Source organism: Pokkaliibacter sp. CJK22405 (assembly GCF_046614695.1).
GTDB lineage: Bacteria > Pseudomonadota > Gammaproteobacteria > Pseudomonadales > Balneatricaceae > Pokkaliibacter.
Genome location: NZ_JBKKHQ010000028.1, coordinates 60,501 through 73,538, shown reverse-complemented (window position 1 = coordinate 73,538; position 13,038 = coordinate 60,501). Strand labels below are relative to the sequence as shown.

Annotated in this window: 12 protein-coding genes; 8 read left to right on the top strand and 4 right to left on the bottom strand. The window is 55.5% G+C overall.

Annotation, left to right across the window (positions count from 1 at the left end; genetic code table 11):
- The first annotated feature begins 7 nt into the window (after positions 1-7).
- The 3 genes from ACKC9G_RS17975 to ACKC9G_RS17965 all read left to right on the top strand — a co-directional run bounded on the left by ACKC9G_RS17975 (position 8) and on the right by ACKC9G_RS17965 (position 2,714).
- Entirely contained in the window at positions 8-943 is a 936-nt protein-coding gene (locus tag ACKC9G_RS17975) for a 2-dehydro-3-deoxygalactonokinase (protein WP_411407991.1), read from the top strand.
- A gap of 110 nt (positions 944-1,053) precedes the next feature.
- Positions 1,054-1,659, top strand: coding sequence for a 2-dehydro-3-deoxy-6-phosphogalactonate aldolase (locus ACKC9G_RS17970; RefSeq protein ID WP_411407989.1), 606 nt, complete (start codon positions 1,054-1,056; stop codon positions 1,657-1,659).
- A 164-nt stretch (positions 1,660-1,823) separates the two neighbouring features.
- Positions 1,824-2,714: an SMP-30/gluconolactonase/LRE family protein gene (locus ACKC9G_RS17965; protein ID WP_411407987.1), complete on the top strand. Its 891-nt coding sequence runs from the start codon at positions 1,824-1,826 to the stop codon at positions 2,712-2,714.
- A 79-nt stretch (positions 2,715-2,793) separates the two neighbouring features.
- Here ACKC9G_RS17965 and ACKC9G_RS17960 read toward each other — a convergent pair whose 3' ends face one another.
- Positions 2,794-3,441, bottom strand: coding sequence for a YciC family protein (locus ACKC9G_RS17960; RefSeq protein ID WP_411407985.1), 648 nt, complete (start codon positions 3,439-3,441; stop codon positions 2,794-2,796).
- Between the two features lie 266 nt (positions 3,442-3,707).
- Here ACKC9G_RS17960 and ACKC9G_RS17955 point away from each other — a divergent pair, with 266 nt between their 5' ends.
- From ACKC9G_RS17955 to ACKC9G_RS17940, 4 genes are all read left to right on the top strand, one after another.
- A complete protein-coding gene (locus ACKC9G_RS17955; protein ID WP_411407983.1) occupies positions 3,708-5,084 on the top strand; it encodes an L-serine ammonia-lyase in 1,377 nt (458 codons plus the stop codon).
- A 100-nt stretch (positions 5,085-5,184) separates the two neighbouring features.
- Positions 5,185-6,045, top strand: a complete 861-nt coding sequence (gene purU / locus ACKC9G_RS17950; RefSeq protein ID WP_411407981.1) for a formyltetrahydrofolate deformylase — start codon at positions 5,185-5,187, stop codon at positions 6,043-6,045.
- Positions 6,046-6,252: 207 nt separating this feature from the next.
- On the top strand, positions 6,253-7,368 hold the full coding sequence (locus tag ACKC9G_RS17945) for a GlxA family transcriptional regulator (RefSeq protein WP_411407979.1): 1,116 nt from the start codon (positions 6,253-6,255) through the stop codon (positions 7,366-7,368).
- A gap of 140 nt (positions 7,369-7,508) precedes the next feature.
- Positions 7,509-10,373, top strand: coding sequence for an ATP-binding protein (locus ACKC9G_RS17940; RefSeq protein ID WP_411407977.1), 2,865 nt, complete (start codon positions 7,509-7,511; stop codon positions 10,371-10,373).
- A gap of 32 nt (positions 10,374-10,405) precedes the next feature.
- On the opposite strand, the gene ACKC9G_RS17935 is transcribed toward ACKC9G_RS17940, so the two are convergent.
- The 3 genes from ACKC9G_RS17935 to ACKC9G_RS17925 form a co-directional block, all read right to left on the bottom strand.
- The gene (locus tag ACKC9G_RS17935; RefSeq protein WP_411407975.1) at positions 10,406-10,684 is read right to left on the bottom strand and encodes a peptidylprolyl isomerase; all 279 of its coding nucleotides are present in this window, start codon (positions 10,682-10,684) and stop codon (positions 10,406-10,408) included.
- A gap of 134 nt (positions 10,685-10,818) precedes the next feature.
- Positions 10,819-11,703, bottom strand: a complete 885-nt coding sequence (locus ACKC9G_RS17930) for an alpha/beta hydrolase-fold protein (protein WP_411407973.1) — start codon at positions 11,701-11,703, stop codon at positions 10,819-10,821.
- A gap of 228 nt (positions 11,704-11,931) precedes the next feature.
- Positions 11,932-12,378: a YaiI/YqxD family protein gene (locus ACKC9G_RS17925; RefSeq protein ID WP_411407971.1), complete on the bottom strand. Its 447-nt coding sequence runs from the start codon at positions 12,376-12,378 to the stop codon at positions 11,932-11,934.
- Between the two features lie 213 nt (positions 12,379-12,591).
- Here ACKC9G_RS17925 and ACKC9G_RS17920 point away from each other — a divergent pair, with 213 nt between their 5' ends.
- Entirely contained in the window at positions 12,592-13,020 is a 429-nt protein-coding gene (locus tag ACKC9G_RS17920) for a cytidine deaminase (protein WP_411407969.1), read from the top strand.
- Positions 13,021-13,038 lie beyond the last annotated feature (18 nt).

The window sequence follows — 13,038 nt, the reverse complement described above, 5'->3', positions numbered from 1 at the left end:
AGGTTTCATGCTGGAAGGATTGCACTGGATTGCTGCTGACTGGGGAACCTCGGCGCTGAGAGTCTGGGGAATGGATGCGCAGGCGAATGTGCTGGCGCATCGGCATTCCGATCAGGGCATGGGCAAGCTGCGCTCGGGGGATTACACCCAGGCGCTCCTCTCGCTGATAGAGGACTGGCTACCGGAGTCTGCGCCTTCACCTTTTCGGGTGGTGATCTGCGGCATGGCCGGCGCGCGTCAGGGCTGGATTGAAGCGCCTTATCGGCAAGTCCCCTGTACGCCGGTGGACTGGCGTGAGTCGGTGCAGGCTCCTTGTCCTGACCCGCGACTGGCGGTGCGAATTCTGCCGGGCTTGAGTCAGCTCACCCCTGCCGATGTCATGCGTGGTGAAGAAACCCAGATTGCTGGCTGGTTACTGGAAGCAGGCACTGCTGATGCGGTGCTTTGTCTGCCGGGGACTCACAGCAAGTGGGTGGATGTTCGTGCCGGTGAGGTGCAGCGTTTTGTCACCTACATGACCGGTGAGCATTACGCCTTGCTGGCGGAGCAGTCTGTGCTGCGCCATAGCCTGACGGATGAAGCGGCGGCGCCAGCCTTACCCACCGAGGTCAGCGATAACGTCTTTATTGATGCGGTGCGGCATGTGCTGGATGCTCCCGAGCGCTTTTGTGCCGGGCTCTTTTCGCTGCGTGCTCGTCATCTGTTGCAGGGCGAGGGCGCTTCAACCCTTCGCGCTCGGCTATCGGGCTGGGTGATCGGTGTTGAGCTGGCCGCCAGTCGGCAGTGGTGGCAGTCCCGCGATGTGATTCTGATTGGCAATCCGGCATTGGCGCGGCGCTATCAATTGGCGCTGGATACGGCAGGTGGCAAAGGTATTCTGGCCGACGGTGAGGAGCTGGCGCTGGCCGGACTCTGTGCCGCGTGGAAGCACAGCGCCGCTTAAAAGCACAGCGCGAACCACCAGCCATCCCAAATAAACGCCAATCCTTCGCAAAAGCCGATCAATGCCACGGTGGCGCAGGATAGTGAGAGTGACAGGTTCTGGAGAGCAACATGCGAGAGCTAATGGCAATTCTGCGCGGTATCGGCCCGGATCAGGCGATCAGCGTCATGAATGTACTTATTGAAGCCGGTATTCAGCGGATCGAAGTGCCGCTCAATTCCCCCTCGCCACTGGTCAGTATCGCCGCGATGGTGGAAGCCAGTCAGGGCCGGGCGGAAATTGGTGCGGGCACTGTGCTCACTGAAGAGCAGGTGCGGGAGGTACGTCATGCGGGTGGGCAATTTGTGGTCTCGCCGAACATGAATCTGCGGGTTATCGAAACCACGCTGGATGAGGGGATGGCCTCTTATCCCGGGGTGTTCAGTCCGACAGAGTGCTTTGCCGCGATCGAGGCGGGAGCCACGGCGCTTAAACTTTTCCCGGCGGGCATGATGGGCACGGCAGGCGTTAAAGCCATTCGTGCCGTATTGCCTGCCACCACCTGCCTGTATGCCGTGGGTGGTGTGGATGCCAGTAATCTTGGCCAGTGGCGTGGTGCCGGCGTTCAGGGTTTCGGGCTGGGGACGGGGCTTTATGTACCGGGGCGAACGGCAGAGGAGGTGGCGGTTATCGCCGCTGAAGTGGTTGCCGCCTACGATGCCTTGCCTGTGGCCTGAGCTGTTTTATCGTCCTACATTGGTCGCATAGCGGTTGTGATTGCGCACTGTGACAGTCATGAGGGCTGTGAGCCTGAACCTTTCAGGCGTGACCTGCCGCGCGGCGTGTAGCTGTGCAGGTTGTCAAAAAATAAAAATAAAAGTGAAAACAAGGACAAAGCATCATGAGTCAGATCGCCTCTGCCGTGGCCCGGTGTCACGATGATCGTCTGTGCCATCTTGGCGAGGGGGCTTTTTGGCATCCCACGCGACATCAGTTCTTCTGGTTCGATATTCTGAATTATCAGCTGCTGTCTCAGGACGATGCCGGTGCGCCACTGGCCTGGCAATTCGAGTTGCCGGTATCGGCGGCGGGCTGGCTTGACAATGAACACCTGCTGATTGCCTCTGCCAGTTCGCTCCAGCGACTGAATCTTCGTACTAATGTCCGCGAACAGCTTGAGCCGCTGGAACATGATCAGGTCCATACCCGTTGTAACGATGGCCGGGCTGACCCCTGGGGTGGTTTCTGGATCAGCACGATGGGACGGCAAGCACAGCCGCAGGCGGGCAGCCTCTACCGCTATTATCGTGGCGAGCTTCGGCGTATGCAGGGCGGCATCACCATTCCTAATGCCATCTGTTTTGATCAGAACCGCGAGTGTGGCTACTTCGCTGATACCGCGCAAAAGCGGGTGTATCGCTGGCGGTTGGACAGTGGCCATGGTTGGCCGGTGGGCGACCCCGAGCTTTTTATGGACCTGTCCTCGTCAGGACTAAACCCGGATGGCGCCGTCACCGACAGCATCGGCAGGCTCTGGTGCGCGCACTGGGGGGCCGCCAAAGTAAGCTGTTATAGCCCGTCGGGTCAGCCCGTGATGAGTGTTGATATGCCAGCACCGCAGGTGTCCTGTCCGGCCTTTGGTGGCATGCACTTTGATGAGCTGTATGTGACCTCTGCCAGAGAGGACATGGACGAGGCGGCCCTGGCGCGAGCACCGCAAAGCGGTAAGACGTTTATTGCCGAAGCTCCGGAAGGCGTAACGGGGTTACCCGAGCCGCGAGTGATTCTTTAGAAAGCGTTTATTCACCAATAAAAAAAAGCCTGAGAGACTCAGGCTTTTTTGTTTTTTATGCAGCATTAAGAGGCTGTCGTTATTCGTAATCTGTCGTTGCCAGCGTGAAGTGGCGGAACAGAAAGACCGTGGTCATCACCGTCATGGCAACCGAAAGCACATTACCGATCAGGAAGCCCAATAGCGGCACGCCCATGGCAAAAGTCATCTGGACGACCACCACTGTGGCAAGGAAAGTCGGCACCATGATCGAGAGCATCCCGACAAGAATGGCGATCTTGTTATCGTAGGTTTGCTGAAAGCTTTCTTTACAGGCATCCATAACGTTGCTGCCATGGCAGACGATATTGAAGTCAATAAAGCTCAGTTTGATAAAGATATACACGCCGGGCACGAAGAACAGGAACAGCCCAAGCGTACTGGCAACACCGTGGACCAGATAACCCAGGAGCAGGCTCGACCAGAGCGCCATGGGCACCTGGATGCTACTCGGGGTGATACCGTTCTCGCCACGGGTGACGGTCATGTGCAAAAACCGGATCAGCTTGGCCATGAAATAGGGGTACAACAACAGAGCCACCAGCATCTGCAGGTTGGCTGCCGGGGTAAAAACCACTGAGGCCAGATCAGCCAGCATCAGCAAAATCAGGTAGGGCAGCATGATGCGACGAATGGCAGGCTGATTGTGCTGGATGAAATAAAGCGCTTCTTTCAAAGGGGCTAGCATGAGTGTGAATTATCCTGAGCATCCATGAGGTATTGCTTGTGCCGCCAGCCCTCGCCAGTAAACGGGAAAGCGGCATGCGCCTGATTCGCCAAGGGTACGCAAAGCCTGTGGCTTTTTCCACAGTGTGAAGGGTGACGGCAACGTATCGGAACAGCCTTGCGGCAGCGGTTTAAGCTATTCCCATGTCGTCTGCTGGCATGAGCGCGAAAAATACCCCACTGATAATGGGTCGATGTGCCATGGCTGGGCGTTAAGGAGAGAAGGCTATGCCTGTCAGCGTATTTGATCTGTTCAAGATTGGGATTGGCCCGTCCAGCTCTCACACCGTTGGGCCCATGCGAGCAGCGGCGGATTTTGCCTCCGCACTGGAGTCGCAAGGTGTTCTGGATGACTGCCAGCGGGTAGAGATTCGGCTTTATGGCTCTTTAAGCTCGACAGGCAAAGGCCATGCGACTGATGTCGCCGTGGTGATGGGCCTGATGGGGGAGCGTCCCGATCAGATTGATCCGGATACCATTACGCCCCGCATCAATGCGATCCGCGAAGGCGGGCATCTCCTTTTGGGCGGTCGTCAGCGTATTCCCTTCAGTGAAGCGACTGATCTGGTGTTTATCGACGAGCCCTTGCCTTTTCACCCGAACGGCATGCGTTTAGCCGTCTTTGATGCCAAAGGCAGTGTGCTTTTCACCAATACCTACTTTTCTGTTGGCGGCGGTTTTGTCGTGGATGAAAGCCAGACCGGCCAAACGCTGGAAGAGCTTAAGTCGGCGCTGCCATATCCTTTCAAGTCTGCCCGTGAGCTGCTGCGCCTTTGCCAGACCCATGGCCTGCGTGTCAGCCGGCTGATGCTGGAAAATGAGAAAACCTGGCGCAGCGAGAAAGAAATCCGTGAAGGCCTGGTGCAGATCTGGCGGGCAATGCAGTCCTGCGTTCAGCGCGGTTTGCACCAGCAGGGCGTTTTACCCGGCGGCCTGAATGTAAAGCGCCGTGCCCATCGGTTGTATGCATCACTGCGTGCGTCCAGTGGCAGCAACATCATCAGTACCACATTAAGCGCAATGGATTGGGTCAACCTCTATGCGCTGTCCGTCAATGAAGAAAACGCTGCCGGTGGCCGTATGGTGACGGCGCCGACCAACGGGGCCGCTGGAATTATCCCGGCAGTACTGCATTACTACATGACCTTTAACCCGCAATCGACTGAAGACGATGCCGTCGAGTTTTTGCTGGCGGCTGGTGCCGTTGGCGTGCTCTGTAAGGAAAACGCTTCCATCTCCGGCGCAGAAGTGGGTTGTCAGGGAGAGGTGGGTTCAGCCTGCGCTATGGCGGCGGCCGGACTGACGGAAATTCTGGGTGGAACCCCGGAGCAGGTGGAAAACGCGGCGGAGATTGGCCTTGAGCATAATCTCGGCCTGACCTGCGATCCGGTGGGCGGCTTGGTACAGGTTCCCTGCATTGAGCGCAACGCCATTGCGGCGATCAAGGCCATCAATGCGACTCAGCTGGCGCTTCGTGGTGATGGTAGCCACTTTATTTCTCTGGATAAGGTCATCCTGACGATGCGCGAAACCGGTCGTGACATGCAGGACAAGTACAAGGAAACCTCCAAGGGAGGTTTGGCCGTCAATACCATCGAGTGTTGAACTTCTTTTCTCTGGTGCGCCGAAGTGATCGCTTCGGCTTTGCCGGAACATTCTCTTGAACATCTCTCGTCCGGCGTGACCGGATAGCAAGGAGCTCTAAATGAGTACTGTGACTCCCTGGATTTTAACCGCCCACTGCCCAAGCGAGATCGGGACAGTGGATGTGGTGACCAGTTATCTGCGAAAAACCGGACATTACATTACTGAGCTGAATTCCTTTGACGATCGCATGGCCGGTCGTTTTTTTATTCGTGCGGAATTTCGTGCTGAGCCTGACTTTGATGATGTCGCCTTTCGGGAAGGTTTTGCTGATCTGGCGACTCCCTTTGAGATGGAGTGGTCACTGAACGACAGTCGTAAGCGCACCAAAGTAGTGATCATGGTGTCCAAGTATGATCACTGTTTGAACGACCTGTTGTATCGATACCGGACAGGGGCGTTACCAATCGAAATCCCCGCCATTATTTCCAACCATCCTGACCTGCGTTCATTAGCAGAATGGCACGGCATACCCTATTACCATTTCCCAATCACATCAGAGACTAAGCCGCAGCAGGAGTCGCAGGTGTGGGAATGCATCCAGCAAAGTGGCGCTGAACTGGTCGTATTGGCCCGCTATATGCAGGTGCTCTCACCGGCAATGTGTGAACGTCTCGATGGATGGGCTATCAATATCCATCACTCGTTGTTGCCCGGGTTCAAAGGAGCACGCCCGTATCATCAGGCCTATGAAAAAGGCGTCAAACTGGTGGGGGCGACAGCGCATTATGTTAATAACGCGCTGGATGAAGGTCCGATTATCACCCAGGGTATACAGCCGGTGGATCATGCTCACTATCCCGAAGACCTCGTTGCCAAGGGGCAAGATGTAGAATGTATTACATTGGCAAAAGCGGTGAGCTATCACATAGAACAACGGGTTTTCCTTCACGGTAACCGTACGGTGGTATTCCCTCGATAAACTCTGTTGCATTGCAGGATTGCAATCACCCGCCACTGCATTACATTGAAGCTGTCGGACCTTCAAGGTCGGGCAGCTCCTATGAGCCCCCAGTCAGTACCGGCAAACCGGGCACTGCTATATAAAAACAACAAAAGTGACGAAGCCTGACCACATCGCTGACGGTTAAAGGCGGTGTACAGAGTCGTGATTTTGGGGAGTTTTACAATGACTGCAATGAACTACCACCGTGGAAATGCGCCTGCGACCCGTTCTCTGGGTTTCCTGCTGTTGGATCATTTCACGATGATTTCACTGGCAACGGCGATTGAGCCGCTGCGCATGGCCAACCAGCTTTCCGGACGAGAGCTGTATCGGTGGCATACCTTAAGCCTGGATGGCAAGCCAGTCATGGCAAGCGACGGTATCCAGGTGATTCCTGATGCGGCCGCTAATGCCCATCCTGATCATGACACTCTGATTGTCTGCGGTGGCGTGAATATCACCCGCAGCTATACCAAAGCCCACTTACAGTGGTTGCAAGGACAGGCCCGCCGCCATGTCACCATGGGCGCGATTTGTACCGGCAGTTATGTGCTCGGTGCTGCAGGCTTACTTGATAACTACGAGTGCAGTATTCACTGGGAAACCATTTCCAGCCTCAAGGAGGCGTTTCCCAAGATCAACACCACCAACCGCGTCTTCACCAATGACCGTGATCGCATGACCTGCACCGGCGGTGTTGCGCCAATGGACATGATGCTGAGCCTGATTCAGCGCCAGCACGGCCATGCACTGGCAGGCGCAGTCTCTGAAATGTTCATGTACGAGCGCATTCGCGGCGCTGATGATCAGCAGCGTATTCCGCTGCGTCATATGCTGGGGACAGCCCAGCCCAAGCTGGTTGAAATCGTGATGCTGATGGAGGCCAATCTGGAAGAGCCTATTGCTCTGGATGAACTGGCCAGCTATGTCGGGGTTTCCCGCCGTCAGCTGGAGCGTCTGTTCCAGAAATATCTGGACTGCTCGCCCTCTCGTTACTACCTCAAGTTACGTCTGAACCGTGCGCACCAGCTGCTGAAGCAGACCTCGATGTCGATCATTGAAGTCGCCGCAGCCTGCGGTTTTGTTTCAACGCCACATTTCAGCAAATCCTACCGAGAGTACTTTGGCGTACCACCGCGTGATGCCCGTCATGTGGTGCAGCGTCAGCAGTCCTCCCTGGCGCATGATATCAGTGCAGTCAGTGGTATCGCCGATGATGCAGGTCTTGGACGTAGCGCCATGTTGGCACTGTCCGAAGCCCAGGCTGAGCCGACCTATGGTTCAGTGCTGATCAACTGATTGCGAACAAACCTTCCTGATTTACACGCAATTATGCCTCCATTCGACGTAATGGAGGCAGCTCCTCTCGCTTGCGACTACGCTTGTGATATCAATCCTAAGGATAGGAACGGTAGCCTCTGGTTACCGCCGGTGATGGTGTGAGCGGCCGAGGTGCCATGATCAATCTCTTTTATACCGAGCCTTTTGTTCGCTACGTGCGTTTGCGTCCACAGTCTGCGTTGATGCGAATCCTGATAGCGGCGGTCTGTTATTACCTTTCTGCCTGGCTCAACCTTTCCCTGACAACGCCTTTTGGCTACGCCACCCCGGTGTGGATTCCTGCAGGTATTGCGGTGGGTTTTTCCCTGTTCTGGAGTTGGCCGGGGCTGATAGGTGTTGGGCTCGGCGCGGCAATTAATATCGGCGTCCAGCTGCATTCGCTAACGCCTGCGGGCTCATGGTCAGCGGCCAGTTGGGCCAGTCTGCCGATACTGACCAGCGGAGTGGTGCTGCAGGCTTTTGTGATTAGCGCGTTTTTATCGCGTTTTATGCAGCTGCACCATTGGCCTCTGGGGAATAACCGCCTGCTTGGCCTGCTGCTGATTGCCGGGCCGCTGGGCTGCCTGGTCTCTGCGACGCTGAGTACAGGTTCGCTCTATCTGCTGGATCAGCTCTATTACTCGGATCTCTGGAATACCTGGCTGCAATGGTGGGTTGGCGATGCGCTGGGTGTGCTGGTCGCCTTCCCGTTGATGGGGCTATGGCTGTTTAAGCCTCCCTTCAAGAGTTTTCGCTATTCTCAGGTCACCTTGCCGCTTTTGCTGGTACTGGCCGTTATGGTGACGGCACATATCTGGTTAGGCGTCGTTGATAAGCAAAGCATGCGGCAGCAGCTGGAAAGCCGTATCACCGAGGCCACCCGTAGTCTGCATTTCTCCCTGCAGGGCATGATGAATGAGGTAGAGGTTTTTCCTCAGCTGTTTGAATTTAACAAACGCATGAAGCTGTCGGAGTTTCGTCAGTTTGCACTCTCGAGTCTGGCCCGTAGCGGCCTGTCCTATATTTCCTGGGTGCCAGAGGTGAGTGAGGAGGACAAAAACAGCTTTGAGCGAGCCCAGAAAAGCTGGGATGAGGACTACCGAATTCAGCCTCCTGCCGGTGAAAAAAGCGAGCTTGGTGATGCTGCTGAGTACTCGCCTTTACAGTATGTCGCCCCCTCATTCAGTGGCTTGGTGCCGGGAACGAACTTCGCCCAGATCCCCGCTATTAACGATGTCATTAACCAGGCGCGAGTCACCCGGCGTGTCATTCTTTCCCCCCCGATTACACTACCGACGGGCCAGAAAGGCTTCGTGCTTGCCAGCTCAGCCTACAGTAGCCGCACCTTTACCGCGGAAGGCTCGCGCAAGTTTGTCGGCACCGTGATTGGCATGGTCGAGCTGGACCGCCTGCAAACACTGCTTTATGAGGAATCCATTCGCCGGGATTTGCAATTGCGACTGATTTATCGAGGGCCCGTACCGCAAACCCTGATGCAGATTGGTGATTTCGCTAACAGCGATGGTTTAAAAGCGGTGCAGCAGCTGAGCTTCGCAAATCAGAACTGGGTACTGGAAGGTATGTTTGTCCCGGGTTTCTATCAGGGTGGGTTGTCACTCCCCGGACAGATCCTGCTGATCGGCAGCCTGATCGTCACCATTTTTACTGTTCTCGTCGTGCTGAGTACGACGAGCCAGCAAGCGCTGGTTGCACGTCAGGTGGCCTCTCGCACCGCCGCACTGGATGCTGAAGTGCGGCATCGCCGGCGTATTGAAGGTGCTTTGCGAGAATCGGCTGAGCATGCCGAGCGGGCTAGTCAGGCCAAGGATGACTTCCTCGTCACCATGAGTCATGAGATAAGAACGCCACTTAATGGCCTGCTGGGTATGCTGGAGTTGATGCCGGAGCGCAATCTGGATGATGGTCAGCTGCAAACGTTGCAAGTGGCAAGGCAGTCCGGGCAGCACATGGTGCGCATCATCAACGACATTCTCGATTACTCGAAAATGGAGGCGGGCAAGCTGCATTTGTCTGTCGCGCCCATGTCGCTGCTGAGTGTGATGCAGCATTCCGTCGATACCTACCGCATGCTGGCCAGCTCCAAAGGATTGCGCATTCAGTGGTATTCCGATGAGGAAAGCCGACGTTTTGTCATGGGCGACAGCGTGCGTCTGGAGCAGGTGCTGACGAACTTTATCAGTAATGCCATCAAGTTTACCGAGCATGGTGAGGTGGAAGTCAGTGCCGTTTCGCGTGTTGAGCGGGAGGGCTATCTGAGTATCAGCCTGACGGTGCGGGATACCGGTATCGGTATTGAGCAGGAAGTACAAAAACGCCTCTTCAGTCCTTTTATTCAGGCCAGCGCTGATACCAGCCGGCTGTATGGCGGAACGGGCCTGGGCCTGTCGATTTGCCGACGCCTGACAGAGCTTATGGGCGGGCATCTGGTACTTCACAGCAGCAAAGGCGTGGGAACACGTATTACGCTGAATCTTGAATTGCCACTGGCGATGGAGCGACTGGCAACGACTAAAGCTCAGCCAGCCTCAGCGCTGCCGCCGATGCTGGTGGGGATGCAGGTGCTGGTGGTGGATGATAACGCCACCAATCGCATGTTACTTAAAGGTCAGCTAAAGCGGCTGGGCGCTGAGGTGCTCTCTGCGGAGGATGGCGAGCAGGCGTTACGCTGCTGGCAGTCGCATCAGGAGTCGCTGGGGCTGATCATTACGGACTGCCATATGCCCGTGATGGATGGCTATACCCTCTGTGCCAGAGTACGTGAGTCGCAGGGGGAGTTGCCTATCATCGGCTGGACTGCCAATGCTATGGGCAATGAACGGGATCTGTGTTTGCAGGCGGGAATGAATGAGGTGCTATTCAAGCCGACCAATATGGCCCAGCTCAGTACGGCACTAAAGCCGTTTGTGCCTCATGAGCGACAAGCCCGGCCGGAGCCGGGCAAGTCACGTCGAGACTTCGATTAAGAACGAAGTGTCGATTAAGAGCGAAGTCTCGATTAACGGCGGTACAGCGTCTGTACCAGGTGGAAACCAAACTGGGTTTTCACCGGGCCGTGAACGTCCAGAACGCTCTCTTTGAAGACAACGTCGTCAAAGGGTTTAACCATCTGACCGGGACGGAATTCACCGAGGTCGCCGCCTTGTTTGCCGGATGGGCACTGGGAATACTTGCGTGCCATTTCAGCAAAGTCTTCGCCTTTGGCGATACGGTCTTTCAGCTGTTGAGCTTCTTCTTTGGTTTTCACCAGGATGTGGCGTGCACCTGCTACGGGCATGACAGAATCCTCATCTCTCAAGTTAAATCGACATAAAAAAACGGCGACTGGTCGCCGCCGTTTTTACTGAGACCCAGCTTACCCTAAGGCAGTGGTTTCAGCCATCTTTGTGCAAATGGACTGAGTTTTTAAACTCAGTATTTGCGATGCTGGGTAAAGAAGTTGAAGGTCTGTGGCAGTGCTTTCACCCAGGCATCCTGGCTGTTGGCATTTTCCACGCTGACCAGATCCGTATCGACACCCGCCTGCTTGGCGCGCAGGTACATATTGCGAGTGGCGTTGGCCGGGGTGTAACGGTCTTCATCACCCTGCACATACATGGCAGCAATGTGGTTCTGCGCCAGAATGTCATACGGGTAGTTGGACGCCGCTACCGCACCGCTGGCGGCAGAGATGGCAGCAAACTCACCAGGGTACTTGGTCGCCAGATGCTGTGCACCGATGCTACCCATACCGTAACCCATCAGGTAAACGCGGTAGGGATCAATATTCATCTCACGTTTTACTTTGGCGATGGTGCTCATCACCGCCACTTCACTCAGGTAGTTATCCTGAGGCTGAGGCAGCTTGATGCCGTTGTTGGCGCCGTTGTAGCCGGACTGCACGATAGGGTAGGTATTACCGTAGCCTGCGGTGGAGTTGTAACCCAGTGGCGAGACGATGATATAACCCATTTTTTCCGCCAGCTGAGTCAACTGCTGAGCAGCAAAAGCGGAGTTTTGGTCACCACCACTTGGGTGCAGAACCACAATCATTGGGAAGGGGGAGTTACCGTTGTAGGTGCTGGGCACGAAGGTACGGTAAGTCGGGTTCTTGGCAACGTTCTGAACGGCCATCTGCGCAGGCGTCAGGTTGCCGCCGACAACTTTAGTGGTTTTGCTCTGAAAGTTGGCAGGAAGTTCGGTTTTCAGACAAACCGCATCACATTCGCTGCTGGTAGAAGAGGGGGCTGCGTAAGCCATGCCGGCAGTGGTGCTGACGGCCAGAGAAAGTGCAATCAAAGTGGGCTTTAAAGACATCACATTGCTCCTTGCGTTGATGAGTAAAGTTGCCTCACTTTCTGAGGTCACCCTTGTGGTTCATCGCGATGGAGTGATCTCACCGGTCTGAACTTTTTAGCGCGCGTTTTGTTGCGCGTTGCGCGGCTGGCCAAGGGAACCAGCGATGAAACTTATATGGAGAGCGGCAAGCCTGCCTTCAAGTCATTGAAACAGCTCGCCACAAAGCGTTGTAAATCGGAGGGTTTATCAGCGCTTGGCCAGATACCGATCCAGCGAGTTGGCAAATTGCTGGCGATCCTGCGCGGAGAGTGGCGCCGGGCCGCCTGTGTGAATACCGCTACTTCGCAGGGTATCCATAAAATCACGCATATTCAGACGACCACGAATATTTTCAGTGGTGTACATCTCGCCACGCGGGTTTAGCGCATGGCCGCCTTTTTCAATGATCTCTGCGGCCAGCGGCAAATCCGCGGTAATCACCAGATCTCCCGGCTGGCAAAGGCGGACAATTTCGTGATCCGCCACATCAAAACCGGAGGGAACCTGCAACGCTTTAATGAAGGGGGAAGGCGGCGTCTTGATCCATTGGTTTGCCACTAGTGTGAGCGGCGTCTGGGTGCGCTGGGCCGCCTTAAAAAGGATTTCTTTAACCACGTTGGGGCAGGCGTCGGCATCAACCCAGATACTCATCATGCGGCTCCGAAAAAGAATAGGTGCGTTTACTGGAAACAGACACTGAATATCTGCTCAGAATATGGCGGGGATGATAGCAGAAACTTGGCGCCTGATTAGGGTTAGGAGGATTCCTGATGCAGCGCCCGGTAAGAATGGGCCTTATCAGTTGGGCGCAAAGGGGGCTGCCCCCAAGTTAAGCAGAGTCACAGGCATGAAGAGGAGCGTCTGATAATGGTGAGTGCAGAGATGACGGTTAGTGAGAAGCGTATGCTGCGGGATGCCGCGAGAGATGCATCAACTCATGCCTATGTGCCTTACAGCCATTTCCCGGTGGGGGCGGCAATCCAGCTTAAGGATGGCCACATTGTCACGGGTGCCAATATTGAGAATAGCTCCTACGGGTTAAGTAATTGTGCGGAGCGTAGCGCCATCTTTGCGGCGCTTTCACAGGGTATAAAGCCCGAGCAGTTTCATAGTCTGATGATCTATATGCCGGGAGAACGGCTATACAGCCCCTGCGGCGCCTGTCGTCAGGTGATTGCCGAGTTTTTCAGCGCTGAGGCTTGTGTGCGAGCCAGTTGCGACCGTGATGAGCTACAGGAGTGGACGGTTGGAGGTCTGCTACCTGCCGCTTTCGGGGAATTCGAGCCTCGCAGTTAACTCAGCACGAAACGCTGA